Source organism: Vitreimonas flagellata, from assembly GCF_004634425.1.
Taxonomy (GTDB): domain Bacteria; phylum Pseudomonadota; class Alphaproteobacteria; order Caulobacterales; family Aquidulcibacteraceae; genus Vitreimonas; species Vitreimonas flagellata.
In genome coordinates this window covers 191,477-218,404 of the sequence record NZ_SBJL01000004.1, presented here as the reverse complement: position 1 = coordinate 218,404, position 26,928 = coordinate 191,477, and the positions used below count along the sequence as shown (strand labels likewise).

30 protein-coding genes and 1 riboswitch are annotated in these 26,928 nt (G+C 62.8%); of the genes, 17 read left to right on the top strand and 13 right to left on the bottom strand.

Going from position 1 to position 26,928, the window contains the following annotated elements:
* Positions 1-23: 23 nt before the first annotated feature.
* The 4 genes from acs to EPJ54_RS16865 are packed head-to-tail and all read left to right on the top strand — an operon-like array spanning position 24 to position 3,793.
* On the top strand, positions 24-1,973 hold the full coding sequence (gene acs, locus EPJ54_RS16880; protein WP_167755802.1) for an acetate--CoA ligase: 1,950 nt from the start codon (positions 24-26) through the stop codon (positions 1,971-1,973).
* Positions 1,970-2,617, top strand: coding sequence for an SMI1/KNR4 family protein (locus tag EPJ54_RS16875; protein WP_135212925.1), 648 nt, complete (start codon positions 1,970-1,972; stop codon positions 2,615-2,617). Before acs ends, EPJ54_RS16875 begins: the two co-directional genes overlap by 4 nt.
* Before the next feature lie 50 nt (positions 2,618-2,667).
* Positions 2,668-3,438 (top strand): alpha/beta fold hydrolase, encoded by a 771-nt coding sequence (locus EPJ54_RS16870; protein ID WP_167755801.1) that lies wholly within the window; start codon positions 2,668-2,670, stop codon positions 3,436-3,438.
* 25 nt (positions 3,439-3,463) lie between these two features.
* Positions 3,464-3,793 carry a hypothetical protein gene (locus EPJ54_RS16865; protein ID WP_135212923.1) on the top strand — a complete coding sequence of 110 codons (330 nt, stop codon included), beginning with the start codon at positions 3,464-3,466 and terminating at the stop codon, positions 3,791-3,793.
* Positions 3,794-3,797: 4 nt separating this feature from the next.
* Here EPJ54_RS16865 and EPJ54_RS16860 read toward each other — a convergent pair whose 3' ends face one another.
* The 3 genes from EPJ54_RS16860 to EPJ54_RS16850 form a co-directional block, all read right to left on the bottom strand.
* Positions 3,798-3,989, bottom strand: a complete 192-nt coding sequence (locus tag EPJ54_RS16860) for a hypothetical protein (RefSeq protein ID WP_135212922.1) — start codon at positions 3,987-3,989, stop codon at positions 3,798-3,800.
* A 107-nt stretch (positions 3,990-4,096) separates the two neighbouring features.
* Entirely contained in the window at positions 4,097-4,306 is a 210-nt protein-coding gene (locus EPJ54_RS16855) for a cold-shock protein (protein WP_135212921.1), read from the bottom strand.
* A gap of 228 nt (positions 4,307-4,534) precedes the next feature.
* Positions 4,535-5,143 (bottom strand): 1-acyl-sn-glycerol-3-phosphate acyltransferase, encoded by a 609-nt coding sequence (locus tag EPJ54_RS16850; RefSeq protein ID WP_135212920.1) that lies wholly within the window; start codon positions 5,141-5,143, stop codon positions 4,535-4,537.
* Positions 5,144-5,349: 206 nt separating this feature from the next.
* Between EPJ54_RS16850 and EPJ54_RS16845 the strand changes: the two genes are divergently transcribed.
* Positions 5,350-7,254, top strand: a complete 1,905-nt coding sequence (locus EPJ54_RS16845; RefSeq protein ID WP_135212919.1) for a tetratricopeptide repeat-containing sulfotransferase family protein — start codon at positions 5,350-5,352, stop codon at positions 7,252-7,254.
* 19 nt (positions 7,255-7,273) lie between these two features.
* Positions 7,274-9,610, top strand: coding sequence for a TonB-dependent receptor (locus EPJ54_RS16840; protein WP_135212918.1), 2,337 nt, complete (start codon positions 7,274-7,276; stop codon positions 9,608-9,610).
* Positions 9,611-9,664: 54 nt separating this feature from the next.
* On the opposite strand, the gene EPJ54_RS16835 is transcribed toward EPJ54_RS16840, so the two are convergent.
* Positions 9,665-10,183 carry a GNAT family N-acetyltransferase gene (locus EPJ54_RS16835; RefSeq protein WP_135212917.1) on the bottom strand — a complete coding sequence of 173 codons (519 nt, stop codon included), beginning with the start codon at positions 10,181-10,183 and terminating at the stop codon, positions 9,665-9,667.
* A complete protein-coding gene (locus EPJ54_RS16830; RefSeq protein ID WP_239590991.1) occupies positions 10,180-11,127 on the bottom strand; it encodes an aldo/keto reductase in 948 nt (315 codons plus the stop codon). The genes EPJ54_RS16835 and EPJ54_RS16830 overlap by 4 nt, the downstream gene beginning before the upstream one ends.
* A 68-nt stretch (positions 11,128-11,195) precedes the next feature.
* On the opposite strand from EPJ54_RS16830, the gene EPJ54_RS16825 reads away from it, so the two are divergent.
* Both EPJ54_RS16825 and EPJ54_RS16820 read left to right on the top strand, forming a co-directional pair.
* Positions 11,196-11,543, top strand: a complete 348-nt coding sequence (locus EPJ54_RS16825) for a DUF423 domain-containing protein (protein WP_135212916.1) — start codon at positions 11,196-11,198, stop codon at positions 11,541-11,543.
* Between the two features lie 41 nt (positions 11,544-11,584).
* A complete protein-coding gene (locus EPJ54_RS16820; protein WP_135212915.1) occupies positions 11,585-12,808 on the top strand; it encodes a mechanosensitive ion channel family protein in 1,224 nt (407 codons plus the stop codon).
* Here EPJ54_RS16820 and EPJ54_RS19930 read toward each other — a convergent pair.
* Complete coding sequence (locus EPJ54_RS19930; protein ID WP_167755800.1) at positions 12,805-12,951, bottom strand: hypothetical protein; 147 nt, start codon at positions 12,949-12,951, stop codon at positions 12,805-12,807. The genes EPJ54_RS16820 and EPJ54_RS19930 overlap by 4 nt on opposite strands.
* 107 nt (positions 12,952-13,058) lie before the next feature.
* Here EPJ54_RS19930 and EPJ54_RS16815 point away from each other — a divergent pair, with 107 nt between their 5' ends.
* The 6 genes from EPJ54_RS16815 to EPJ54_RS16790 all read left to right on the top strand — a co-directional run bounded on the left by EPJ54_RS16815 (position 13,059) and on the right by EPJ54_RS16790 (position 17,940).
* Positions 13,059-13,769: a hypothetical protein gene (locus tag EPJ54_RS16815; RefSeq protein ID WP_135212914.1), complete on the top strand. Its 711-nt coding sequence runs from the start codon at positions 13,059-13,061 to the stop codon at positions 13,767-13,769.
* Positions 13,770-14,010: 241 nt separating this feature from the next.
* Positions 14,011-15,861, top strand: coding sequence for a phosphomethylpyrimidine synthase ThiC (gene thiC, locus EPJ54_RS16810; RefSeq protein WP_135212913.1), 1,851 nt, complete (start codon positions 14,011-14,013; stop codon positions 15,859-15,861).
* 162 nt (positions 15,862-16,023) lie between these two features.
* On the top strand, positions 16,024-16,713 hold the full coding sequence (locus EPJ54_RS16805; RefSeq protein ID WP_135212912.1) for a hypothetical protein: 690 nt from the start codon (positions 16,024-16,026) through the stop codon (positions 16,711-16,713).
* A 39-nt stretch (positions 16,714-16,752) separates the two neighbouring features.
* Entirely contained in the window at positions 16,753-17,058 is a 306-nt protein-coding gene (locus tag EPJ54_RS16800; RefSeq protein ID WP_135212911.1) for a type II toxin-antitoxin system ParD family antitoxin, read from the top strand.
* Complete coding sequence (locus EPJ54_RS16795) at positions 17,055-17,408, top strand: type II toxin-antitoxin system RelE/ParE family toxin (RefSeq protein ID WP_135212910.1); 354 nt, start codon at positions 17,055-17,057, stop codon at positions 17,406-17,408. Before EPJ54_RS16800 ends, EPJ54_RS16795 begins: the two co-directional genes overlap by 4 nt.
* Positions 17,409-17,418: 10 nt before the next feature.
* Positions 17,419-17,940, top strand: a complete 522-nt coding sequence (locus tag EPJ54_RS16790) for a hypothetical protein (protein WP_135212909.1) — start codon at positions 17,419-17,421, stop codon at positions 17,938-17,940.
* A 132-nt stretch (positions 17,941-18,072) separates the two neighbouring features.
* Here EPJ54_RS16790 and EPJ54_RS16785 read toward each other — a convergent pair whose 3' ends face one another.
* Positions 18,073-18,438, bottom strand: coding sequence for a hypothetical protein (locus tag EPJ54_RS16785; protein ID WP_239590990.1), 366 nt, complete (start codon positions 18,436-18,438; stop codon positions 18,073-18,075).
* Between the two features lie 176 nt (positions 18,439-18,614).
* On the opposite strand from EPJ54_RS16785, the gene EPJ54_RS16780 reads away from it, so the two are divergent.
* The 3 genes from EPJ54_RS16780 (at position 18,615) to EPJ54_RS16770 (ending at position 22,990) form a co-directional block, all read left to right on the top strand.
* Complete coding sequence (locus EPJ54_RS16780) at positions 18,615-18,899, top strand: hypothetical protein (RefSeq protein WP_167755799.1); 285 nt, start codon at positions 18,615-18,617, stop codon at positions 18,897-18,899.
* Between the two features lie 302 nt (positions 18,900-19,201).
* On the top strand, positions 19,202-21,151 hold the full coding sequence (locus EPJ54_RS16775; RefSeq protein ID WP_135212907.1) for an ATP-binding protein: 1,950 nt from the start codon (positions 19,202-19,204) through the stop codon (positions 21,149-21,151).
* 39 nt (positions 21,152-21,190) lie between these two features.
* The gene (locus EPJ54_RS16770) at positions 21,191-22,990 is read left to right on the top strand and encodes a long-chain-acyl-CoA synthetase (protein ID WP_135212906.1); all 1,800 of its coding nucleotides are present in this window, start codon (positions 21,191-21,193) and stop codon (positions 22,988-22,990) included.
* On the opposite strand, the gene EPJ54_RS16765 is transcribed toward EPJ54_RS16770, so the two are convergent.
* From EPJ54_RS16765 to EPJ54_RS16740, 6 genes are all read right to left on the bottom strand, one after another.
* A complete protein-coding gene (locus EPJ54_RS16765; protein WP_135212905.1) occupies positions 22,987-23,751 on the bottom strand; it encodes an ABC transporter ATP-binding protein in 765 nt (254 codons plus the stop codon). The two genes, EPJ54_RS16770 and EPJ54_RS16765, sit on opposite strands and share 4 nt — an antisense overlap.
* Positions 23,748-24,713 carry a FecCD family ABC transporter permease gene (locus EPJ54_RS16760; RefSeq protein ID WP_135212904.1) on the bottom strand — a complete coding sequence of 322 codons (966 nt, stop codon included), beginning with the start codon at positions 24,711-24,713 and terminating at the stop codon, positions 23,748-23,750. The genes EPJ54_RS16765 and EPJ54_RS16760 overlap by 4 nt, the downstream gene beginning before the upstream one ends.
* A complete protein-coding gene (locus tag EPJ54_RS16755; RefSeq protein ID WP_167755798.1) occupies positions 24,710-25,516 on the bottom strand; it encodes an ABC transporter substrate-binding protein in 807 nt (268 codons plus the stop codon). Before EPJ54_RS16755 ends, EPJ54_RS16760 begins: the two co-directional genes overlap by 4 nt.
* Positions 25,517-25,541: 25 nt before the next feature.
* Positions 25,542-25,720, bottom strand: a riboswitch (cobalamin riboswitch).
* 36 nt (positions 25,721-25,756) lie between these two features.
* Entirely contained in the window at positions 25,757-26,110 is a 354-nt protein-coding gene (arsC, locus tag EPJ54_RS16750; RefSeq protein ID WP_135212902.1) for an arsenate reductase (glutaredoxin), read from the bottom strand.
* Positions 26,110-26,409, bottom strand: coding sequence for a hypothetical protein (locus EPJ54_RS16745; RefSeq protein ID WP_135212901.1), 300 nt, complete (start codon positions 26,407-26,409; stop codon positions 26,110-26,112). The genes arsC and EPJ54_RS16745 overlap by 1 nt, the downstream gene beginning before the upstream one ends.
* Positions 26,410-26,436: 27 nt before the next feature.
* A complete protein-coding gene (locus EPJ54_RS16740) occupies positions 26,437-26,895 on the bottom strand; it encodes an AAC(3)-I family aminoglycoside N-acetyltransferase (protein WP_420823046.1) in 459 nt (152 codons plus the stop codon).
* Positions 26,896-26,928: the final 33 nt, after the last annotated feature.

Below are 26,928 nucleotides of genomic sequence, written 5' to 3'. Positions count from 1 at the left end.
AAGCCTCCCGAGGAAGCGCGCCCATGTCCGATCCCATCGTCATCCCCGTCCCCAAGGAATGGGCCGAGCGCGCTTACGTGGATGACGTCAAATACCGCGCCATGCACGCGTCAGCCTCGAACGATCCGGAAGCCTTCTGGGGCGTGCACGGTCAGCGCCTCGATTGGATCAAGCCGTATACGAAGGTGAAAGACACGAGCTTCAACGAAGCCGACTTCCACATCCGCTGGTACGAAGACGGCATCCTCAACGTCTCCGCAAATTGCATCGACCGCCATCTCGCGACGCGCGGCGATCAAACCGCGATCATCTGGGAAGGCGACGACCCCAGCCAATCGCGCCACATCACCTATCGCGAGCTGCACGCCGAAGTCTGCAAATTCGCCAACGTGCTCAAAGCGCGCGGCGTCACCAAAGGCGACCGCGTCACCATCTATATGCCGATGATCCCGGAGGCGGCGTATGCGATGCTCGCCTGCGCGCGCATCGGCGCCATTCATTCGGTCGTGTTCGGCGGCTTCTCGCCTGAAAGCCTCGCCAGCCGCATCAAGGATTGTGATTCGCGCTGCGTGATCACCGCCGATGAAGGCGTACGCGGCGGCAAGGTCATTCCACTGAAGCACAACGTCGATGAAGCGCTGACGCACGCGCACACGCCGACCGACGTGAACACGGTCATCGTCGTAAACCGCACCGGCGCCGGCGTGCCGATGACGGAAGGCCGCGACGTCGTCTATGAAGACGCCGCCGCCAACGTCAGCGCCGAGTGCCCGCCCGAGCCGATGAGCGCGGAAGATCCGCTCTTCATCCTCTATACGTCCGGCTCAACGGGCAAACCCAAAGGCGTGCTGCACACGACCGGCGGCTATCTCGTCTATGCGTCGATGACGCATCAATACGTGTTCGATTATCACGACGGCGACATTTATTGGTGCACCGCCGACGTGGGTTGGGTCACCGGCCATTCCTACATCGTCTATGGCCCACTCGCGAACGGTGCGACCACGCTCATCTTCGAAGGCGTGCCGAACTACCCGACCAATTCGCGCTTCTGGGACGTGATCGACAAGCACAAGGTCAACACCTTCTACACCGCGCCCACCGCCATCCGCGCGCTGATGCGCGACGGCGAAGAGCCGGTGAAGCGCACCTCGCGCGCAAGCTTGCGCCTCATCGGCACGGTCGGCGAGCCAATCAATCCCGAAGCCTGGCTCTGGTATTATCGCACGGTCGGTGACTCACGCTGCCCCGTGGTCGATACCTGGTGGCAAACCGAAACGGGTGCGGCCCTCATCACCAACCTACCCGGCGCCACAGCGATGAAGCCCGGCAGCGCCACACGCCCCTTCTTCGGCATCAAGCCCGCGCTCGTCGACGACAAAGGCAATTTCCTCGAGGGCGCCACAAGCGGCAATCTCGTGTTGCTCGATTCATGGCCGGGCCAGATGCGCACCGTCTATGGCGATCATCAGCGCTTCTTCGACACCTATTTCCGCACTTATCCCGGCACGTATTTCACCGGCGACGGCTGCCGTCGCGACGAGGATGGCTATTACTGGATCACCGGCCGCGTCGATGACGTGCTGAACGTCAGCGGCCATCGCATCGGCACCGCCGAAATCGAAAGCGCGCTCGTCGCGGACACGAAAGTCGCCGAAGCAGCCGTCGTCGGCTATCCGCACGACATCAAGGGCCAAGGCATCTATTGCTTCGTCACCTTGAAGCAAGGCGTCGAGCCGAGCGACGATCTCAAACGCGAACTCGTCCAATACGTCCGCCGCGAAATCGGCCCAACGGCGACGCCCGACATCATCCAATGGGCCCCCGGTCTGCCCAAAACCCGCAGCGGCAAAATCATGCGCCGTATCCTGCGCAAGATCGCCGAAAACGAACTCAGCAATCTCGGCGACACCAGCACGCTGGCGGACCCAAGCGTGGTCGATGATCTCGTGCGTAATCGGGTGAGCGGGTGAGCGAACCTATCGCCGAGAGCTTCGCGCGCATTCTGCGCTGGGCCGATTCCAATCTCCCTTTGCTGCGTGACTCACTACGTCCACCCGCAGGCGAGCGTGAGATCGCTGCACTCGAAGCACTGATCGGCCAAACTCTGCCGCAAGATGTGCGCGACCTCTATCGCCTTGCTGACGGGCAGATCCCGTTTCAATTCGGACGCACGCCGCACTATCCCGGCTTCTTCGTGAGCCTGCCGTTCAATCCGATAGAAATCGTCATCCGCCATTGGCAATTCGCGCGCGAGCTGGAAGCCGATGATCTCGGCGGCGAGGAATTTCCAAGTTCTTTCCCGCCTGGCGCCGTCAAAATCCAAGAGACCAATCGCGCCTGGATTCCCATCTCCGACGACGCCGGCGGCAATCACATCGCCATCGATCTCGATCCCGGCCCGACAGGCAATATCGGCCAGATCATCATCACCGGCACGGACGAACAAGAACGCGTCCGAATCGCTTCATCGCTCAGCGCTTTCCTGCATTGGGTCGCAGGCGAGTTCGAAGCCGGGCACTTCGCCGGCAACGGCGAAGAATGGCGCTGGCGCAACGAAGGCCATCTCCACGACGGCCTACGCACCTATCTGAAAGCCGGCGGCCAGATCGGCTAGCGCACCCGCCGCTCCGGCGCATCAGCCGCATTGCCGATGACGTTCGCCTGATGCACCGCTCGGAGATGGATTTTGTCTATTGTCACGGCCTGCCTGGCGCGCCGACAGAATTACGCGCCTTGGCGCCGGCAGAGCACCTGCGCGGCGCGCGGCTTCTCGACCGGCTGACACAACAGCCCGCCGCCTATGCTGACCGCGTGTGCAGCGGCTTCGACGCGCTCAATACCTCAGAGCCTATCGATGTCGTCGGATTTTCGCTTGGCGCCATGGCCGCGACGCACATCGCAGCCTATCGACCAACGTTGGTGCGCACGCTTGTGCTGATCTCGCCGGCGGCGCCGCTGGAGCTTGGCGATTTCCTTCCTACGATGGCCGGACGACCCGTCTTCGAAGCTGCGCGGCGCGGCGCCCTTTCATTGGGGTTGCTCAGCAGCATCCAATCGATCTTGGCGTCCCTCGCGCCTGACTTGATGCTCAAAACCATGTTCGCCACCAGCAACGCGGCGGAGCGCGATCTGTTGGCCAATCCGGCATACTCCGCGATGGCCCTTGAGGCGCTCAAGCGATGCCTCGGCGCGCAACAAGCCGCCTATCGCGCAGAATTGGAAACGTATGTGCGCCCCTGGGCGCATGTTCTCGACGCAGTGAAGTGCCAGACAGAAATCTGGCAAGGCGATGAAGACACTTGGACACCGACCGACATGGCCCGTGCAATGGCAACGCGCTTGCAGTCGCGCGCCACGCTCAACATCCTCGAAGGCTTGGGGCACTACACAACATTGCAGGCTGCGCTGCGATCGCGCTCAATGGCTAGCTTGTGACGGCGAGCCACGCTAATCCCCTCGCATGGCGCGCGCGAAGAACCCCACTGAATTTGAGATCAAGGTCGAGGGCGAGTTCTATATCTGGCGCCTACAGCGCACGCCGCAATGGTCCAACAATCCCACGCAATGCCACGGCAAGGCGATCGCCGTGCGTCACAAGGAAGGGCAGCGCGAAGCCATCATAGAATTTCCGGCCGGGCCCCCGCCGAAATTCGGCGCACCGCCTTTGAAGCCGTCGCAGATTCCGACGTCACTCGTGACGCGCGCCATCCTTTCCGCCATCGCTGCCGGTTGGGATCCCATGTCCCGCGGAAAACCCGTGCCCATCGTCGTCGACGAGACCGGCGCTTGAGCCCTCAAGCCGCCGCGAGATGCATTTCGTCGATCACGCGCTCAAATTTTTCCAGATCGCCTTTGATCCGGTAGAGCGTCGGGCCATCGCCGTTCGGCATGGCGGCGACGATGTGATAGGCGCCCTCGGGAAAGCGATAGCGCTTGGAAACCGCGACAGAGACACTTTGGCCAATCGTAAAAAGCGGGGCGTTCATCGCGACTCCTGATGTGATTCAAAACACGAGGCGGGCCGGCCCAAGCCGACCCGCCTCGCAAAAGATAAAACGTATGCGCCAAAGCTCACGCCAAAGCGCAAAGCGCTTTAGGCGGCCACGAGTTGGCCTGCCGACATCTTGCCGCTGCGGCTGTCTTTTTCGCTTTCGAAGCCAATCTTCTGGCCTTCAGTCAGCGAGGACCAGCCAGCGCGTTCGACGGCTGAAATGTGGACGAAAACGTCCGGGCCGCCATTGTCCGGCTGGATGAAACCAAAGCCCTTTTGGCCATTAAACCACTTCACGGTGCCGATAGTCATGAGAGTACCTTACGTATAACAAAATTCGCGCAGCGCAGATGCGCTACGTGACCAAGCTCGAGAATGGCGAAGGGTAGGTCCGGGGGCCGCGCTATGCTCAAAGAGCTGCGCAGACAAAGGAAAAACCGAACCAAGTACGAATTCGATGAGCCTGCATAGGCTGAAAGCGCGCCAATAGCAACGCAATTCGCTGCGCACGGCATTCTACGCACCCGGATCAGCGCTTTACTAAGCTGCGAATTTCTCCGCATGCTTGCCTTTCACGCCGACATAATGCGCGCGGATGAGCGCCAAGTCCGCCGCGTAGTCTCCGCTCGGCTCGATCACCGCCGCCAAGCTCACGGTCTTCGTTCCATAATCCAACACGCTGATCACCAGCGGCACGCCGGCGCCGTGGGCGATGTGATAGAAGCCGCTCTTCCATTCGCGCGCCAGAGTGCGCGTGCCTTCGGGCGGGATCGCCAGGATCAGCCGCGCGCGCCGCGCAAACGCTTCACGCATCACGTTGACGACATCGTTGCTCTGCGAGCGATCGATCGGCACGCAGCCCATCGCCTTCAACACCCAACCGAATGGGCCTTGCGTCAAACTCTTCTTGCCCATCCAGGCGAGCTTCACGCGATAGAAGCCGGCCGTCGCCAACATATTGAGCCCGTCCCAATTCGACGTATGGGGCGCCGCCACCAACACGGCCTTGTCCACACCCGGCCAATCGCCGCGCACCTTCCAACCGGCGAGCGTGAGATACGCGGAAGACAGCCAACGCACGATTTCCGAGCCCAAGCCGCTGTAAGGCGCCGGGCGTGCGGTTGATCCATCGATCAGAGTCTCACTCATGGCGCCCGCCTACACGAACGCGCAGCAATGGTCGATTGCCGCCCCGTAATGCCGGCGACACTTCCCTTAGCAGATGCGGCGCCGCCTGCTCGCGAAACGGGCGTCGGCGCCACAAGCGTCGACTTTCGGCGCTTCACATCGCTGACACATTGACAGGTTCCAGCGGCGCAGCGCTGACTGTGATGGCACTTGAAGAGGGAGGCCGAATGTCGGCCATGACCGGGGACCAGCTGGGCACAGCGGACGCCGCTTTGGCGAACGCGATGCGTTTGCTGCGTCCCCGCCCTGACCTTGCGGCAGAGCAAGCGCGCGAAATCATCGCCGTCACGCCGCGATACGGTCGCGCGCATTTCGCGTTGGGCTTGGCGCTCGCCGCGCAGGGCGATCATGTCGCCGCAATCGCCGCGCTTCGTCACGCTACGGCGCTGGAGCCAAAGCTGAGCGCGGCTTGGCGCACGCTCGGCGACCAGCTCACGATCCTCGACGACAATACCGGCGCCGACGCCGCCTACGCGCAATCGATCCGCGCCAGCGTAACCGATCCGCGCTTGATGGAAGCCGCGCGCGCGCTTTGCGAGAACAAGCTTTCGATCGCCGAGCACACCTTGCGCACGCATCTCAAAGCGCACCCAACCGATGTCGCCGCCATCCGCATGCTGGCGGAGGTGGCCGCGCGCCTCGGCCGCCTGGAAGATTCTGAGAAGTTGCTCCGCCGCGCACTTGAGCTTGCGCCCAGCTTCCTTGCCGCGCGCCACAATTACGCGCTCGTGCTGCACCGCCAGACCAAAGCGCCGGAAGCGCTCGCGCAGATCGATCTGCTGCTCGCCGCCGAGCCGGACAATCCAAGCTATCGCTTCCTGCAAGCTTCCGCGCTCACCCGCATCGGCGAATACGACCGCGCCATCGAGATTTACGAAGCCGTGCTCGAACGCCACGGCTCAAACGCGCGCGGCTGGATGAGCTTGGGCCACGCCCGCAAGACCGCCGGCTACACCCAACCCAGTATCGACGCGTACCAAAGCGCCATCGAACACGCGCCGTCTTTTGGCGAGGCCTATTGGAGCCTCGCCAACATGAAGACCTATCGCTTCTCTGAAGCGATGATCGCGCAAATGGAAGCGCAGCTGCAACGCGAGGACATCTCGTCGGAAGACCGCTTCCACCTGCATTACGCGCTCGGCAAAGCTTGCGAGGACGCGGCCGATTATGCGGCCTCGTTCCGCCATTACGATCTCGGCGCCAAGCTCCGTCGCGACGCGATCAGCTACAGCGCTGACGACACGACGACTTTCACCGATCGCCAAATCGCCTTTTTCACGCCGCAGCGCCTCGCCGCGCACGCTGGCCAAGGCCATCCCACCCGCGATCCGATCTTCGTCGTCGGCCTGCCGCGCGCCGGCTCGACTTTGATCGAACAAATTCTCTCCAGCCATTCCGCCGTCGAAGGCACGATGGAATTGCCGGACATCATCGCCATCGCCAAACGCATCGGCGGCGGCCATCTGCACGGCGCTTCCTACCCCGATGCGCTCGCCAGCTTCACGCCAGAGCAATTCCACGCGCTCGGCCAAGAATATCTCGATCGCACCCGTGTCCAGCGCAAAACCGATCGGCCGTCCTTCATCGACAAGATGCCGAACAATTTTCAGCACGTCGGCTTCATCCATATGATCTTGCCGAACGCCAAGATCATCGACGCCCGCCGTCACCCGATCGGCAATTGCTTCTCAGCCTTCAAGCAGCATTTCGCGCGCGGCCAAACCTTCAGCTACGATCTCGATGATCTGGGCCGCTATTATTGCGATTATGTGCGCCTGATGGCGCATATGGATGCCACGCTGCCCAGCCGAATCCATCGCGTGCAATACGAAGACTTGATCGCCGATCCCGAAACCCAGATCCGGCGTCTGCTCGAGTATTGCGGCCTACCCTTCGAGGCGGCCTGCATGTCCTTTCACACCAACACGCGCGCCGTCCGCACGGCGTCATCCGAACAAGTGCGCCAACCCATCTACGGCGACGCCGTCGAGCAATGGCGCAATTACGAGACTTGGCTTGAGCCGCTGAAAGCAGCGCTGAAGCCGGTGCTGGACGGGGGTCCAGGAGTCTAGGTCGAGCGAGGGGTAAGAGATGAGTACGAAAAGACGCGGGCTCTCCCGCAAAATGGCGTTCAACACGTTGTTGCTCGCAACAACCGCAATCGGCGCCGCCTTCACCACGCCCGCGCTCGCGCAGGATTCAGAAGGCGGGCTCGACGACATCATCATCACCGGCACCAAGCGCGAGGAAAACCTCCAAGACGTGCCGATCAGCGTGCAGGCGCTCGGCGAAGAGCGCTTAGAGCAACTCGGCATCACCGATTTCGCCGATTACGCTCAGCACCTGCCGACGCTCTCGTACGCGGCCAGCTACGGCCCCGGCTACAATCGCCCGTTCATGCGCGGCGTCGCCAGCGGCGAAAACGGCAACCATTCGGGTTCGATGCCGAGCGTCGGCACCTATCTCGACGAACAGCCGATCACCACAATCGTCGGCAATCTCGATCTGCGTCTCTACGATATCTCGCGCGTCGAAGTGCTCGCCGGGCCGCAAGGCACGCTCTATGGCGCAAGCTCGCAAGCCGGCACCGTGCGCATCATCACCAATCGCCCCGATACGTCGGGCTTCAGCGCCTCGTATGACCTCGAAGTCAACACGATGCCCGAAGGCGATTGGGGCCAATCGGTTGCGGGCTACGTGAACATTCCGCTGGGTGACCGCGCCGCTGTGCGTATCGTCGCCTGGCAGGAGCATGCGGGCGGCTACATCGACAACGTCGAAGGCACGCGCCTCTATCCGGAATCCGGCGTGCTCGACGAAAACTCTGACGTCGCCGAAGACGATTACAACGACGTCGACACGATCGGCGCGCGCGTCGCACTCGGCATCGACCTCAACGAGAATTGGACCATCACGCCGCAGATCATGGGTCAGGCCCAGGAATCCAACGGCATCTTCGCCGAGCAGCAATCGCAGGGCGATCTCGAAGTGATGCACTGGTTCCCGGAATGGAATGAGGACACCTGGATCCAGGGCGCGCTGACGGTCGAAGGCCAGATCAGCAATTTCGACATCACCTTCGCCGCCTCACGCCTCGAACGCGATGTCGATAGCAATCAGGACTACGCCGATTACGGCTATTTCTACGACACGTATCTGGGCTCCGGCGCCTACTTCACGGACAGCGCCTTCAACGTGATCAATCCCGCGCAACAAGTCGAAGGCCGGGACAGCTACAATCGCGACACCTACGAATTGCGCATGGCGTCGCCTGCGGAAAATCCGCTGCGCTTCATCCTCGGCGCCTTCTACCAGCACTCCGAGCACCGCATCCACCAGCGTTACATCATCGAAGACTTTAACGATGCGCACGAGGTGACCGGCTGGCCGGATACGATCTGGCTCACCGAGCAATTGCGCACAGACGAAGAAACCGCGCTGTTCGGCGAAGTCGCCTTCGACTTCACGCCGAACCTCACAGCCACGCTCGGCATGCGCGCGTTCCAGACCGAAAACTCGCTTCGCGGCTATTTCGGTTTCAACGACACGTTCGCCGCCTTCTACGGCCTCGCCCCAGATTATCCGGGTGAACAGACCTGCATCGGCCCCGCCAGCGTCGGCAACGAGCCCTGCACCAATCTCGATAAGTCGACTGAAGAGGACGGCGAACTCTATCGCGCCAACCTCACCTATCGGATCGACGACGATCGCATGATCTATGCGACCTACTCGGAAGGCTTCCGTCCTGGCGGCATCAACCGCCGCGGCACGCTGCCGCCCTATGCCTCCGATTTCCTCGACAATTACGAGATCGGCTGGAAAACCGAATGGGCCAATGGCCGCTTGCGCTGGAATGGCGCGGCGTTCCTCGAAGTCTGGGAAGATTTCCAATTCGCGTTCCTGGGCCTCAATGGTCTGACCGAGATCCAAAACGCCGGCGATGCGGAAATCCGTGGCGTCGAAACCGATCTCACCTGGGCGCCGACGGACAATCTCACCATCAACGCCGCCGCCACTTGGCTCGACAGCGAACTCACCAGCGCTGATATCGCCGACACGGTGTCGGGTACGGCGCTACCTGTCGCGCCAGAGCTCAAGCTCGATTTCGGCGCGCGCTACGAGTTTCCATTCTTCTCGTGGCAGGGCTTCGCGCAGGGCAACGCGTCTTATGTGGGCGAACGCTCCGTCGATATCCGCCAAACCGAAGCGGGCCTCATCGGCACGCTGCCGGAATATTGGCTGGTCGATGTGTCGGTCGGCTTCGAGGCCGAGAATTACAATCTCAGCCTCTTCATCGACAATCTGTTCGACGAGCGCGCCATCACCGGCCGCTACACCGAATGCGCCATCACCACCTGCTTCGGCGAACAATACGACGTCGTCGCTCGTCCAATGATGATCGGGTTGCGTTTCGGGCAGAGCTTCTAAGCTTTGCACTGAGCAAAAAGCCAAAGGGCCTCGTGAAAGCGGGGCCCTTTTTCTTTAGAGCTCCAACCGCATCGCGCAGCGCCGTTCGGCCGGTAGACCATGCGCGATCTCGTTGGCCAAAATGCCGCGCAGCCGTTCGCACAGCGCTTCGTCTTCAAGCACGCGAAATCCCGATTGCGCATAGAATGGCGCGTTCCACACGACGTCGCGGAACGTCGTCAGCGTCACGGCCGGCGTACGCCGCGAGCACGCTGTCTCAATCACCGTGTTCAGCAAGGCGCGACCAAGCCCGTGCCCCTGCTCACCACGCTCCACCGCCATCTGCCAGATATGCATCGCCTCCGGCAGCGTCTCCACCGCGATGAAGCCAACAATGCGCGCCTCCTTCACCGCCACCCACACGCCGCCCGCTTCGATCAGCGGCGCGTGCTGCTCGGCGCTCATCACCGCATCATCGGCGATCCAGGCCAAGTCCGGCACAGCGCGAAACGCCTCGCCGGACGAGCGCTCGATGTCCGGCAAGAATTGCGTATCCTCCAACGTGGCGGCGCGTATCCAGGTGTGCGCGCTCATGCACTCGCCGCGTCAAGCGCCGCCACATCTTCCGCGCTCAAACTCAGACGCAACGCGCCCATCAGCTCCGTCAGCTGCGCCACGCTCGTCGCCGACGCGATCGGCGCGGCGATCGCGGGCTTGGCCATGATCCAAGCAAGCGCAACTTGCGCCGGCGTTGCGCCATGCTTCGCGCTCACCGCATCGAGCGCCGCCAACACCGCCGGGCCTTTGCCAGCCGCATATTTATCCATGCGCCCAGAGCTCGCGCGCGCGCTCTTCGCATTGTCCGCAGCGCTACGATACTTGCCCGTCAGATACCCGCTCGCCAGCCCGTAATACGGCGTGATCGACACGCCCTCGCGCACGCACAACGGCACAAGCTCGGCTTCGATCTCGCGGTTCATCAGATTGTATTCCGGCTGATGCGCCACAAAGCGCACGCCACGCCGCGCGCCTTCTTCCAAGCCTTCGGCAAACCGCGCCGGCTTGAAGTTCGACGCACCCGCGGTGCGCACCTTGCCCGCGCGCACCAATTCCTCCAGCGCGCCGACATATTCGTCCGCCGACGTCGCCTCGTCGTCGCGATGCAGCCAATAGAGATCGATCGTCTCGATCCCTAAACGCCTCAACGAGCCTTCGCACGCCTCGATGATGTTCTTGCGCGAGATGCCCAATTGCTTCGGCCACATGCCGACCTTGGTGCCGATCACGACACGATCGCGCTTGCCACTGCGCTTCAACCAAGCGCCCAGCAGGTGCTCGCTCTCGCCGCCCTCGTGACCAGGGACCCAAGCCGAATACACATCCGCCGTATCGATCGCATCGCCGCCTTGATCCACGAACGCATCGAGGATCGAAAACGATGTCGTCTCATCCGCCGTCCAGCCCAACACGTTGCCGCCGAACATCAGCGGCGTGATCTTCAAACCAGAGCGGCCGAGTTCGCGTTTCTGCTGCATCATGTCGCTCCTCAGCGCGGCTGGACGCACGCGCCTGCAATGTCGAGAATGCATGCAATTTAGGACCGCCCATGCGCCTGCTCAACATCTTCGCCGCACTTTCCGGCGCGCTCGCGCTGATCATGCTGGTCATGGTCGCGCATTTCTTGCCGCTGACGCCGGAGAATGCCGAACGCATCCAGCTGGGCGCCTTCATCCAGCTCTTCGCCGCCGCTGCCGGCCTCGCCATCGCCAATCGCGCCGCGCGGCTCAATCTTATCGCCGGCGCCATGATCCTTGGCGGCTCTGCGATCTTCTCCGGCACGCTCTACGCACTCGCCATCACGGAGAGCCGCAGCTTCGTCATGCTCGCGCCCGTCGGCGGGATCACGCTCATTTTAGGCTGGATCGCGCTCGCGTTTGCAAAACCTGGCGCATGAAGCCTCGAAATCGGCGGCGCGCGCTCTAATATCGCGCCAACATGATTCAAGCACCGACACTCCCTACGACGCCGCCGAGTACCGAACCCGCGGCTCCCGCCGCACCTGCTTCCGCCACCGTCGACACTCTCATCGCGCACGCACAGGATTTCCTCAGCGGCTTGTTCGCGCTCGATCCCGAGCAAGCCCTGATCCGCGCCGGGCTCACCTTCCTCACCATCCTCGGCGGCGCGCTGCTCGTGTGGGGCCTGCGCACATTGCTGAAAGCGCTCACCGAACGCGTCGCGCCGGAACACGCTGCTGATCCGAACAAGAAGCGCGTGCCGATCGGCCGCTGGACCATCCGCATCGCCCGCTTTGCCATCGGCGTCGCGGTGGTGCTGGCCATTCTGCGCATCTGGGGCTTCGATTACGCGGACCTGCGCGAAGGCCCGCTCGGCGCCGTTTTCGGCATCGCCACGCGCGTTGCGCTCATCCTGTTCGTGAGCTTCGCCGCGATCGAAGTGCTCAACCTCGCCATCGCCAACATCTTCGCGCGTATCGCCAAGCGCGCCCGCAACGCCCGCCGCGCCGCACAAGTGCGCACGCTCGCGCCGTTGCTGAGCGGCATCATCACTACGCTCTTCGTGCTGATCGCGGCGATGATGACGCTCTCGGAATTCGGCGTCGAGATCGGCCCGCTCATTGCCGGCGCCGGCATCGTCGGCCTTGCCGTGGGCTTCGGCGCGCAGACCTTGGTGAAGGACTTCCTCACCGGCATCTTTCTGATTGTCGAAGATACTGTTTCGATCGGCGACATCATCGGCATCGGCGAGTTCGGCGGCGTCGTGGAGGACATGTCCCTCCGCACCATCAAGCTGCGCGATTTCGACGGCACGCTGCACGTCTTTCCGTACAGCGAGGCGCAAGTCATCCACAACCGCACCAAGAGCTTCTCGTTCGCCGTGTTCAATCTCTCCGTCGACTATTCGGCCGACATTCCGCGCGCCATCGATGTGATGAAGGAAACCGGCGCCGCGTTGCGTGCCGATCCCGATTTCGCTTCGCTCATCATCGACGATATCGAGGTGGTCGGCGTCGATCAGCTCGCCGATTCCGCCGTCGTTCTCAAAGCGCGCATCAAGACGCACCCGGCCAAGCAATGGGCGGTGCAACGCGAATACCTGAAGCGCGTGAAAGCAGCGTTCGACGCGGCCGGCGTGGTCATCCCGTTCCCGACGCTGAAGCTCATTCCGCCGGACGGGCCAGCGCGCGAGCGCGACTAAGCCTCTGGGGGCGTGTCCTCGCGTTCGCGCTTCAGCGCCGCCAGATCGCGCTGCACTTGGCCCAGCCGATCAAGCACGGTCCACAGGCCGACGCCCAACGCGACCAGCAGGACGAGAATGGTGAGTTCGGCCGGTGTCGGCATCTGGGGCGCTCCGCGGCCAAGATGATGACGGAGATTGTGGCGCGTAAGGGGCGCCGCGACGCCCTGCGTCACTGGCGCGCGCCGCCGGCCCGCGCCAAAATGCGCTCATGCGCACTCTGACCATCGACGCTCGCTTCAACGGCCCGCCCAATTCCGGCAATGGCGGCTATGTCTGCGGACTCCTGGCGCGCGACATCGACGGCCCCGCCGAAGCCGCGCTCCGTGTCCCGCCGCCGCTCAACACGCCGCTGACACTCAGCCGCGACGGCGCCCGCGTTCTCATGCATGACGGCGACACACTGATCGGCGAAGCCAAGCCCACCACGCTCGATCTCGAAGCGGCCCCCGCGCCCAGCCTCGCCGACGCGCGCGACGCAGCCAAACGCTACGCCGGCCTGCATCACGCCTTTCCGACCTGCTTCGTCTGCGGCGCCTCGCGCGCCAAGCACGACGGCCTCGACATTTTCACCGGCAAGCTCCGCGATCGCGACATGGTCGCCTGCACCTGGAGTCCGGCCGCCGATCTCGCCGGCACGGACGGCTGCGTCGCGCCTGAATTCATCCACGCCGCACTCGATTGCCCAGGCTATTGGGCCTTGCCGGGCGCCGGCGAAGTCGTCGCCGTGCTCGCGCGCTTCAGCGTCAGCATCGACGCGCCCCTGCCGCGCATCGGCGAAGAACTCATCGTCGCCGCCTGGCCCCTCTCCAGCGACGGCCGCAAATACAAAGCCGCCAGCGCGCTCTACGATGCCAACGCCGCCGTGCTCGCCCGCGCCGAAGCGCTCTGGATCGAACTGAAGGAACCGCCGCCGCGTTGATTTGCAAAGCGCGCGCCGGCGGCTTACACCACGCGCACATATCCCGGGGGGCCGCGCAGCGCGCGCTCAGGAAAAGTGGACCCGGTTTTCCGTCCGAGCGCGCGCTCACTTTGAAGTGGGTCGCATTCCGGGCGGGCCGGTTTCCACTCCGCCTGAATGCGACCAGCGGCTGAGATTGAGCAATTCCGCTCTGACCCGTCGAACCTGAACCGGTTAGCACCGGCGGAGGGAGGAGCGCTTTATGAATAAGCCCGAAAACCAAGCCGCGTTCGCACCACAAGTGACGACCGGCCCGCTCATCGGCTCGCGCAAAGTGTATGCGGCCGGCTGCGCGCATCCTGATCTGCGCGTGCCGTTCCGCGAAGTCGCGGTGCATCCGACGGCGAACGAACCGCCCGTCACCATCTACGATCCCAGCGGCCCCTATACTGATCCCGACGCGATCATCGACATCAATGCAGGCCTCGCCCGCACCCGCGCGGCATGGGTGAAAGCGCGCGGCGATGTCGAGGAGATCGACGGTCGCGAAGTGAAGCCGGAGGACAACGGCAACGTCTCAACGGAAAAGCTCACGCCGCCGTTCCCGAAGCAGCCCCGCGTGCTGCGCGCGAAGGCGGGCCAAGCCGTCACGCAGCTTGAATACGCGCGCCGCGGAATCATCACGCCGGAGATGGAATTCGTCGCCATCCGCGAAAACATGCGCCGCGAAGCGACGCAGCCCTTCATTCGCGACGGTGAGGATTTCGGCGCCTCCATCCCCGATTTCGTCACACCGGAATTCGTGCGCCAAGAAATCGCGCGCGGCCGCGCTATCATCCCGGCCAACATCAATCATTCCGAACTCGAGCCGATGATCATCGGCCGCAACTTCCTCGTGAAGATCAACGCCAATATCGGCAATTCCGCCGTCACCTCATCGATGGCGGAAGAAGTCGACAAGCTCGTCTGGGCCATCCGCCACGGCGCCGACACGGTGATGGACCTCTCCACCGGGCGCAACATCCACAACATCCGCGACTGGATCGTCCGCAATTCGCCCGTCCCAATCGGCACCGTGCCGCTCTATCAAGCGCTCGAAAAAGTCGGCGGCGTCGCCGAAGACCTCAGCTGGGAAATCTATCGCGACACGCTCATCGAGCAGGCCGAACAAGGCGTCGACTATTTCACCGTCCACGCCGGCGTGCGCCTGCCCTTCATCCATCTCACCGCCAAGCGCGTCACCGGCATCGTCTCGCGCGGCGGCTCGATCATGGCCAAGTGGTGCCTCAGCCATCACAAAGAGAGCTTCCTCTACACGCACTTCGCCGAGATCTGCGAAATCATGCGCGCCTACGACGTGAGCTTCTCACTCGGCGACGGCCTGCGCCCCGGCTCCATCGCCGACGCCAACGACGCAGCCCAATTTGCCGAACTCGAAACCCTCGGCGAACTCACCAAGATCGCCTGGGCGCACGGCGTGCAAACCATGATCGAAGGCCCCGGCCACGTGCCGATGCACAAGATCAAAGAGAACATGGACAAGCAGCTCGAAGTCTGCGGCGAGGCGCCCTTCTACACGCTCGGGCCCCTGACCACCGACATCGCGCCCGGCTACGACCACATCACGTCTGCGATCGGCGCGGCCATGATCGGCTGGTTCGGCACGGCGATGCTCTGCTACGTCACGCCGAAGGAGCATCTTGGCTTGCCCGATCGCGACGACGTCAAAGTCGGCGTCATCACCTACAAGCTCGCCGCGCACGCCGCCGACCTCGCCAAAGGCCATCCCTACGCGCGCACCCGCGACGACGCGCTCTCCCGCGCGCGCTTCGAATTCCGCTGGGAAGACCAATTCAATCTCAGCCTAGACCCCGACACCGCCCGCCAATATCACGACGAAACCCTGCCCAAAGACGCGCACAAAACCGCGCACTTCTGCTCCATGTGTGGGCCTAAGTTTTGCTCGATGAAGATCACGCAGGACGTCCGTGATTACGCCGCGAAAAAAGAAGAAGCCGAACGCGGCATGGAAGAGATGAGCGCGAAGTTCAAAGAGGTTGGGAGCGAGATTTACGTGCATCCGACGGGCGAAAAGCGCGAAGCGATCGACTAGCGCGATCGCCCCCTCTCCCGCAGTGCGGGAGAGGGTTGGGATAAGAGACGGCGCAGGCATTTACAGATTGGAGCACCGTGCTCCCACCCATTTCTCGCCGGCAAGGTCGGTAAGGTGAAAGCGCGGCTGGCTAGGCCATCATCTGATTGTAATACTGCACTGATGAGTGAGCGAGTAGCAAAAGGGAAAGCCATCGCCGAAAGGCTGCGTGACGAGGCGAAGGCCGCCACCCGATCTTGGACTTTGGTTGAGGCATTCAATGGCCGCGATGAAAAACATCGCGAAGAGTTGCGTCGTTCTTTGGATCGGCTGGGCCTAGGGACGACCACCAATGTCGTGCTTCGATCTTTAGTGAGGGATACCCTCGCTTCCCTTTTCAGAATTTCAGACGACGCTGGCGATAAAGCTGATCGTCAAACTTTCTGTGCACTCGTGCCGCTCATTGAAGATTCAACCGTCGTCGCCGCATTGGAAGACGACGCTCGTACCCCTCAATTTCTTGAGCGTGAAAACGTGGCGCTCGTCCAGAGGTCAATAGCCCATATTAGGGAATGCGTTCCGGCCCGTTGGAAGCAAGGACCACCCACAAACTCAACACTCTTTGATCTGCGCCAAAAGCTGCGGCCAGTTCGTGATGCATTACTCTCGCACGCTCTGGATTACGCAAATATTCAGCAGGCCACCTTTGGCGAGACCAGAGATTTTTTGCGGATCACGAACGAACTGGAAGCCTCCGCCTCGGCCGCGTTTCATTGTCTGTCCGAACCGCTGCAGGCGCGTTGGGACAGTTCATTGGCACATGCCCATCGGTTTTGGGACGTCGTTGAATTGGGAGCAAAAGGGGCGGGTTGAGCCCTTGCCAATCTTTGCCAACTGCCCCATCCTCCCCTCATGGCCACGCGCAATATCAACCTCACGGACGAGCTGGACGAGTTCGTCACCGCCCAGATCAAGACGGGCCAGTATCAGAACGCGTCCGAGGTGATGCGCGCCGGCCTGCGCCTGCTCTACGCGCAGCAAGAGGAGCGCGCCTTCAAGCTCGCCGCGCTGAAGGTCGCGATCCAAGAAGGCATCGATTCCGGGCCTGGTATTGAGATCGACGATGTCGACGCCTTCTTCGACCAGATGATGGACGAGATTGACGCTGAGGTTTCGGCGGAAGAAGCCGCCGCAGCGGCGCGCACGCCCGCTGAATGAGAAAACTGATCGTCAAGCCGCGCGCGCTCTCTGAGCAGCGGCAGACGTTGCAGTATTCGCGTCGCAAATTCGGCACACGCGCCGCGCGCGCCTACGAAGCGCTTATCCGTCGCGCCTTCCAGCTGCTACGCGCCGATCCCGCGCGCGCCGGGGTTAGGCAACTCGAAGAGCTTGGATCAGACTTTTCGCTCTTCCACCTCCGCCACGCCCGAACACACGGCGCAGCGCCCAAGCACGCGCGCCACATCATCGTCTTCACCTATGATGACATGACACTCACCATTCTCCGCGTGCTCCACGATTCAATGGACATCGCCGAGCGCGTTGGCGACGATGCAAACGAAGCATAAGGGGCAAACCATGCGCGCCGCGCTCATTCTCGCAACCGCGATCCTGCTCGCCGCCTGCGCGCCCGAAGCGCCAGCGCCAGCCGAAACACCATCAGCGGAAATCGCCGACGCAAACGCGCCCGCCCCCAATTACGCGCTCCTCTCCATCGCGCCGCAAACCGGTACGTGGTCGTTTCAGGCGGACGGCGCCACGCACGCGGCGGGCTTTGGCGCGCCGGAGAGCGAGTATCAGCTCGTGCTCATCTGCAATCACGGCAGCGGCGCCGTCACGCTCACCAGCGCGCACGAGCTCGCGCCCGATCAAGCGACCACGCTCAATCTCATCACGCTCGACGCCAACCGCGCGCTGCCGGCGCAAAGCTTCAACGAAGGCCTGCCCAGCGTCACCGCCGAACTCGCGGGCGACCAAGCGCGCGACATCGCCACGCTGCTCACCGCGCCGCAAGCCAATATCGGCATCGACGTCGCCGGGGAAGTTCACGTGTATCCGTGGAGCGCCGAAATCGCGCAGGCGTTAGAGGGTTGCCGCTAACTCACCCCTCCTCACGCAGTGGGGAGGGGCAGGAGTGGGGACAGCTCCGTCACCAAAGATCGCGCGCAAACGCATCCACCGCGCAATCCCCTCCCTAACCCTCCCCGCTTTCGCGAGGAGGGAATCGCGCACTCAGCGCACCGCATTCCAATTGAACAGAAAATTCCGGTGCTCGGCCCAGGTCTGTCCTTCGACATGATCGCCGACGAGACACGCGGCTGAGTGATACGGACCGACGCCGTCTGTCGTGCGGAAGCTCACGCACGTGCGGCCGCGATCGGTGCGCCAGCGGCCAGCTTGAATTTCGCTTTCATAGAACGAACCCGTCACCGTGCCATCGGCATGAAGCGCAAGCTGCATCGGCCGCGTGTAGGGCGTGCCTGGCTCGGTCGAGAGATCGACGACCCAATCGCCGTCCAATCGCGGCGGCGTCTGCGCCTGCGCCGCGCATGCGCCCAAAGCCAACGCCAAAATCAATCCCGCTGCCCGCATCATCATGCTCCCCAATATGAGCCTGATACGCGCGACACGCGCCGCTAGCTCACCCCTCCTCGCGCAGCGGGGAGGGGCAGGGGTGGGGACAGCGCGATCATCAAAGATCGCGCACAGCCGCATCCACCGCGCCATCCCCTCCCTAACCCTCCCCGCTTTCGCGAGGAGGGAATCTTGACTCTATGCGCCCCCCCCCCGACCTATCTTTCATGCTGGATGCCAAACCCGCACCGACAACACACGCGCCGCCGGCCCGACGCTGGCGCAATTTTTATCGCGTCTATCACGTGCTCAGCCTCTACCGACTCGGCACAATTTTTCCCGGCGTGCATGGCGGGCCAGACGTCTTCCCGTCGAAAGAGATCGCCGAAGAGCGCGCCCATTCCTTCATTCGCGCGATCAATCCGCCCGGTCGCTATTTCATGGAATTCGCCGGCGCGTTTCCTGAGGACGATGCTGCGAATTAGCGCGCCCCGATTCAAGCTGATCGCCTCGAAATCGCCCCAAGTGCGAAACGCGCCCGCAACATCGCTGCAAACAGCGATGCGTACACCCCTGCGCGTCATCAGACGGAGGGATACATGAGCGGCCAAGCCTATTTGATCACATTGTTTTTAGCGATCCTGCCCGCGTTCGCGGCGCTCCAGGGCGCAATCGCCTAAGTTCCCGAATTGCCGCGCGGCGACGCGCCCCCTAAAGTCCGGCCGCGAGGTCGGATTTTTTGCAATTTTTTCAAAGTTTACGTTCGAACGCGTTGATCGCGGCCGCCTTGGCGTTGCCGATCGTTCTGCTCGTCGTGCTGCAGATCGTGCTCACGCTCGATCGCGAGCGGCAGGACGTCGAAAACTTTGCACTCGGACGCGCCGAACGCATCATGGCGCTGGCCGATGCGCAGGTGCAATCCGATGTCGCCGTGATGCGCGTCTTGGCCACGGCCGAGATGCTCGAAGCGCACAATTGGCCGCTGGCCTATGCGCGCGTGCGCGAAGTCGCTTCGCTCAACCCACATTGGCGCAACGTGATCATCGCCGATCGCAGCACCAACGAAGACGTGCTCAGCCTATGGCGGCCGTATTCCAGCGACGGCGCTCCGCTCGACGCCGCACTCGTCGAACAGGAGACCATCGTCCGCGAAGGTCGCGGCTGCCCGTGCCTCTATCTGTACCAGCCCATCGGCGCCGATGGCCGCTACGAACTCATCGTCGCGATCGCGCCGGAGACGATGCGGGATCTGTTGATGCGGCATTTGCCGGAAAACTCGATCGCCGCCATGGTCGACCGCGACGGCGATTTCATCGCCCGCAGCCAACAGCAAGACGAACGCGTCGCAACGCCGGCCACTGAATTTGTCCGCAACGCCGTGGCCAGCGGCGAACCCTCCGGTATCTACGAGGGCGTCACCTACGAAGGCTTCCGCAATCACAGCGCCTTCGTCGTCTCGCCCCTCACCGGCTGGTCAACCCACGTCGCGATCGCATCCGCCCTGATCGAACGCCCACGCGCCTATTCGAACGCCGCGATCATCGCCGGCATCGTGCTCGCCCTGATCCTCGCCGGCGGCGTCATCGCCTGGGCGCTCCGCGATATCGCGCAACGTCGCCTGGCCGAACAACGTATGGCGCAAACGCAGAAGCTCGAGGCCATCGGTCAACTCACCGGCGGCGTCGCGCACGATTTCAACAATCTGCTCACCGTCATCATCGGCGGCCTCAACATGCTGCTGAAGCGCATCGAGGATCCCAAGCAACGCGAAATCGCCGAACACATGCTCGACGCGGCCAAACGCGGCGATAAGCTCACCAAGCAATTGCTCGCCTTCTCGCGGGGCAAACGCATGGAGCTTGTGTCGATCGATCTCCACCAATTGGCGCCGGGCATGGAAGAATTGCTCCGCCGTTCCGTCGGCGCGGACGTAACGATCGCGTTCGATCTCGCGGCCGATGCGCGCTGGGTGCGGTCTGATGCAAACCAGCTCGAGCTCGCCATCCTCAACATGGTCATCAATGCACGCGACGCGATGCCCGATGGCGGGCGCATCATAATTTCAACACGTCCGTCGGTTACGCGTGACGACTTCATCGAGCTCTCCGTCACAGACACAGGCCTTGGCATGTCGCCGGACGTGGTCGAGCGCGCGATGGAACCGTTCTTCACGACAAAGCCCGCTGGCAAGGGCACCGGCCTCGGCCTCGCGCAAGTGTTCGGCGCCGCGCGCCAATCCGGCGGCGATGTCGAGATCGACAGCGCACCGGAGCGCGGCACCACGATCCGCCTGCTGCTGCCGCAAATCGAAGCGCCGCGCGAAACAAGCGCCGCCAGCGAAGCGCCCGCGGCGCCCACCCCACGCGGCAACGGGCAGAAGGTCTTGGTCGTGGACGACGAGGCCGGTGTGTTGGAGTTCGTGTCGCATGCGCTCCGCGACGCTGGCTTCTCGGTGCGTGAAGCGGCCGATCCTGGTGCAGCGTTGCGCATCGTGGAGAGCGAACAGATCGATTTGCTGGTCACCGATTATTCGATGCCAGCGATGACAGGCTTGGAGTTGGCCGAGCGCAGTAGCTCCAAACAGCCGGACATGCGCTTGCTCATCATATCCGGCTGGGCTGATGCGGAAGCGCTGGAAAAATCCGCCGCGCGCCCAGGGCTGCTGCGCAAGCCGTTTGACGAACACGCGCTGCTCGACGCCGTGCGTGCGGCATTTGAGCGGCATGAGGTTTCTTAAGGGCGCGAACACTATTATCTATCGCAGCGGAGGCGATGGATGAGTTTGACGGGTGTGATCAGGCGCGAATGGCGGTTCTTGCAGGGCGTGTCGCGCACGCTTTGGTCCGTGCGCGAGATCAAGCCTGACTCGAAAGTGCTCGTCTGCGACGATTTCGAACGCGCGGTCGATGAATTCGCCGACCACACCGCGATGGTTTTCGAGGGCGAACGCTACACGTACCGCCAGCTCGATGCGCTCGCCAATCGCTTCGCCGCATGGGGCGATGGCCTGGGTCTGAAGCACGGCGACACCGTCGCGCTCTTGTTGCCGAACCGAGCTGAATACATCCCGGCCTGGATGGGCCTCGCCAAAATCGGCGTCGCCACTGCGCTGATCAACAACAACTTGACGGGCGCCGCGCTCGCCCACTGCCTCTCGATTTCGAACGCCGATCACGTGATCACCGACACCGAGAGCCTGGAGGCGATCGATACGATGCGCGCCGTACTCGCGCGTCCGCTGACCTATTGGTCCATCGACGCGACCGGCCCGCTCGAAGACGGCCGCCGCGCGCTCGATCTCAAAGAACCGCGCCTCGCACCCGAGCGCCCACTCGCTTCGCACCGTCTTGGTCTCACCGCGAACGACGTAGCGCTTTACATCTTCACGTCGGGCACCACCGGCATGCCGAAGGCCGCGAAGATCACACACATGCGGGCGCAACTCTACATGCGCAGCTTTGCGGCCGCGACCAACGCCCATGCCGCCGACAACATCTATTGCGTTCTCCCGCTCTATCACGCGACGGGCGGTCTCTGCGGTGTTGGCGCGGCTTTGCTGAAAGGCGGCACGGTCGTGCTGCGCCGCAAGTTCTCGACAACGCATTTCTGGGACGACGTCGCCGACAACAATTGTACGATGTTCGTCTACATCGGCGAACTCTGCCGTTACCTCGTCAACGCTGAAGAGCATCCGAAAGAGCGCGCGCATCGTCTGCGCTTGGGTTTCGGCAATGGCTTGCGCCCTGAGGTTTGGGCAGAGTTTCAGCAGCGCTTCAACGTACCGCGCATTCTGGAGTTCTACGGCTCGACCGAAGGCAACGTGTCGATGTTCAATTTCGACGGTCACGCCGGCGCAATTGGGCGTGTGCCGCCCTATCTGCAGCGCAATTTCGCCGTGCGCTTGGTGAAATTCGACGTCGAAGCCGAGATGCCGGTCCGCGACGAAAACGGCATGTGCGTGCTCGCCGATTTGGGCGAACCAGGCGAGGCTGTTGGCCTCATCAAGAACGACGCGCGCCACAATTATACCGGCTACGCGGACAAAGCCGCGTCCGAGAAAAAGATCCTGCGTGACGTGATCGAGAAAGGCGATGCGTGGTTCCGCACCGGTGACCTCATGCGCCAAGACAAGGACGGCTATTTCTATTTCGTCGATCGCATCGGCGACACGTTCCGTTGGAAGGGCGAAAACGTCTCGACCACTGAAGTCGCGCAAGTGATCGCGCGGTATCGCGGCGTCGATGAAGTGAACGTCTATGGTGTCGGCGTCGGTAAACTCGACGGTCGCGCCGGCATGGCCGCGATCACGCCGGGCGAAGGTTTTGAGCTAGGCGGCTTACGCGGATTCCTCGCGCGCGAATTGCCAGCCTATGCGCGGCCGATCTTCATTCGCATTCAGCCTGCGATCGAAACGACGGGGACGTTCAAGTATCGCAAGGTGGATCTCGTGCGCGACGGCTTCGATCCGCACAAATGCGAGCATGAAATCTGGTTCGACCACCCTGAGCGGCACGAATACGTGCGCGTGACGCCAGAGCTGTACGACCAGATTCAGGCCGGCGCGTTCAAGCTTTAGCGAAACACAGCGGCGAACGTATCGCCAATCCGTTCCAATTTTCCCGGCCGGCCATACGCGACTTCCAACGCATCGCGCGTTAGCGCCTTTTCCGGCTCGCCTTCTGCCAACATGCGACCCTCGTGCATCAGCACAACGCGATGCGCGGCGCTGGCCGCAAGTGCGATGTCATGTGTCGAAAACACAACAGCGCCGTCGGTCTTCGCATGCGTGCGCAGAATGTCGGCCACGGCGAGAGCTTGCGCCGGATCGAGCCCTGCCGTTGGTTCGTCCAACAACAACAGCGGCGCATGTTGCGCCAAAGCACGCGCCAGATGCGCTCGCGCCTTCTCGCCGCCGGAGATTTCATCCATGCCGCGCTTGCGTAGAGCTTGCAGTCCGCATGCTTCGATCGCTGCATCGACGGCGGCTTGATCGTTTGCGCTCAAACGATCCGGCGCAGCGCCATGCGCGAAGCGGCCGAGTGCTACAAGCGCCTCGACACTGATCGGCCAGATCGATTGCGGGCGTTGCGGGAGATAGGCGACCTGGAGTGCACGTTCGCGGTTCGTGAGCCTTGTCGGATCACCGCCGCCAAGAGATCGCACGCCTTCAGCGGGCACGAGGCCAAGCGCCGAACGCATGAGTGTCGTCTTGCCGGCGCCATTCGGCCCGAGCAGCGCGATGACTTCACCTGGACGCACGTTGAGCGATACGCCCTTCAGTGCATGCGTCGCGCGAAGTTTCACGCTGACCTTGTCGAGTTCGAGCAGCGCGCTCATATATCGCCTCCTCGTGACGCGAGCCGCGCGGCGATCAGCGCAAACACCGGCCCACCGATGAGGGCTGCTGCGACGCCGAGTTTGAGTTCAGTGTCGGTCGGCGACAAACGCACTGCGATGTCGGCGCAAACCAACATCGCGCCGCCGGCCAGCGCGCTAGGCAACAACAAGCGCGCCGGATCGTGCCCCGCGACGGCCCGTACAAAGTGCGGTGCGGCAATGCCGACGAAACCGATAATGCCGGCGACCGCGGTCGCGCCACCGGTGCACGCGGCAGCGCCAAGTACGACGAGCGTGCGCGTGCGCATGATATTGGCGCCGATCGCGGCGGCGGATTCTTCGCCGAGCGTCAGCGCTTGAAGGCCACGCGCCGCGGCGAAAATGAGACCGGCGCCTACGATAGTAAGAAAGCTCACGAGCGCGACGTGCTCATAGGAGCGCGCCTCGACGGAGCCGAGAGTCCAATTCACGAGATCAGCGAGCGCGCCGGGATTTGGTGCGAGATTCAAGGCCAGTGCGATAAGGCCGCCGGCGAAGCTGGAAAGGCCCACGCCAATCAACGCCAAACTCGCCGGCCCACGCGCGGCCCAACCGAGCGCGACGACGATGAGCGACGCGCCGAGTGCGAACAGCACGGCAAGCACCGGCGCAAAATTGGCAAAGCCAAACGCAAACGCAATAACAGCGCCCAGAGCTGCGAAGCCGGAAAGGCCGAGCACACCGGCATCCGCGAGCGGGTTGCGAAGCAAACCTTGAAGCGCTGCGCCGGCAAGACCGAGCGCTGCGCCGACGAACCAAGCGGTCATCGCGCGCGGGAGGCGGATGTCCCAGACGATGGTCCGCGTCGCCTCATCGGAAGCGAACGGATTGGCGAGCGGCGTCGGCCCGAGCCAAAGCGCTGCAAAAAATGCGGCGAGGCTGAGTGCCATCAGCGCGAGATTGGTACGTAGAGAAGCACTCATGGCGCACGCAACGCAGCTGCAATCGCCTCAGCCGCATCGATCGCGTACCAAGCCTCGCATGAGATCGATGCCGCGGGCAGATCAATTGTACGCGCGTCAGCCAGCGCGCGCTGAACAGCTGGGTGGCGCGCTGGCGACCAGGCGTTTACGGCGCTGCGGCCGGTGTCGAAGAAGCCGAGTGCAATCAGAGCTGGTGGCGCCGTGATCATGCTTTCGAGCGGCAGCACGGTCCAACTCGCATCGGTTCGCACGTTACGACCGCCGGCCTGTGTGATGACATCATCCATCAAAACGCCCGATCCAGGCACGCCGCCGTAGGACGAGAGATACATCACCGCCTGACGTTCGCGCGGCGCGTTGGCGCGTAAGCGCGCAAGACGAATATCGAGATCGCGCGCGATGGCTTGACCGCGTTCGGCATGGCCAAGAGTGCGCGCCGCATCGACGACGTCTTCGCGCGCTTGCGCGAATGTTGGCGTGTCGCCGACCTGAAGAACCGGAATGCCGAAGCGCGCATAGACCTGCTCGGCGTCCCACGGCCCGCCCCAATTGCGCACCACGAGATCGGGCCGCAGCGCGAGCACTTCTTCAAGGGTGCCGCGAGTTTGGCGAATACCCTGCGCGCGAGCGCGAAAATAGGAATCGTCGCGCTGCGAGCCGCGAGAGAGCGCTGTGATCTGATCGCGATCCGCGAGTGCGAGCACGAATTGGTCGGCGCAATAATCGAGCGACACGATACGCTGCGGCTCAGCCCACGCGGGCGACGCACAGACAAGCGCTAACGCGCAGAGAACCCAACGCACACAACCTCCTTCGGCCCCATCCCGGACCAAGAGTTTCGCGTCGGCAGGTCTTCTGGCTTCGCGGGTCGTTGTTCTTTGGCCCCTTCCCGCTTGCGCAGTGGATTGGCCTCGAACTCGCCGCTTACAGCTGCGGGCGCAGCCGCGGATTTGCACCGCGTTCCCTTTTGATCCCCCGGAAAGGGAACCGACGTGATTGGCTTACAGGAGGAAGATGCCGGCTGGAAGCCGGCGGTCCGAAGGTTAGAGGATTTCTTGCACGCGTTCTTTTGGGCGTGCGAGCAACGTGCCCTTCGCCGTGACGACGAATGGGCGTTCCACGAGAATGGGATGCTCGACCATCGCATTGATCAGCCTAGCGTCGCTCACTTTCGGGTCGAGCAAACCAAGCTCCTCCGCTTCGGCGGCTTTGGTCCGGAGCGCTTGGCGGGCAGTGAGACCAGCGGCGGCGAAGAGCTCTTTGAGCTGCTTCTTGGTCCAGCCAGCGTTCAGGTATTCGACGACTTCTGGCTTGTAGCCAGCGGCTTCGATCATCGCAAGCACCTGGCGCGAGGTGGAGCATTTCGGGTTGTGATAGATGGTCGCCTTCTTCGCCATCAATAGTCCTCCTCGTCTTCATCGCTCATCGGGAAGAACGAGAAATTGTCGTCGATGTCGATGGGCTCCGCGACCTGTTCGACCTCTTCGAACACGATACGCGGTTGCAGATCGCTCCAATCGCCGGGCGGCGGTTGCAGATCTTCATCTTCGAACAGAAGCTCGGAGCACAACGCTTCGGCTTCGCCTTGCGTCGGTGCTTCGACATAGCGCGTCGTGTAGAAACCGACGATCTCGACATTGTTGTCGAGGATGACCGGAAAATCCTCACCGCAAGCGAACAGGCGAAACCAAGCCATTTGTGTTTCTCGTAGAGCTGACGGCGCCTATTTAGCCGGATCGATGTCGAAGTGCATCACGTCTTCGCGGCGGCCGAGTTTGGTGTAGAGCGCGATCGCGGGCTCATCGCCATAATCGGCCTGGACGTAGAGCACCCAGGCGCCGCGCTCGGCCGCAATTTCGCGCAGGCGTTTGATCAACGCGGTAGCGACCCCACGGCGGCGATGCGTTTCGGCGACGGCGAGGTCGTAGATATAGATCTCGCTGCGCGCCTGTTCGAACTTTACCAGTTCATACGCCACCAGCGCGCCGACGATCTCGCCCTGCTCGATCGCGACAAGTGGGAACACGGTGTCGTTGCGCAGCAGCGCTTCGACATAAGCATCGCTCGGCGGCGCGGTGGCATAGCTGTCCGGGTCTTCGAACACGGCTGCGAACAGCGCGTTCATCGCGCGAAACCGCGCGATTTCGCCACTTTGCAAACGCTCAACGCTGAAACTCATCATCCGCCTCCAGCCGCTCCGGCCCAAAGGCGGAGC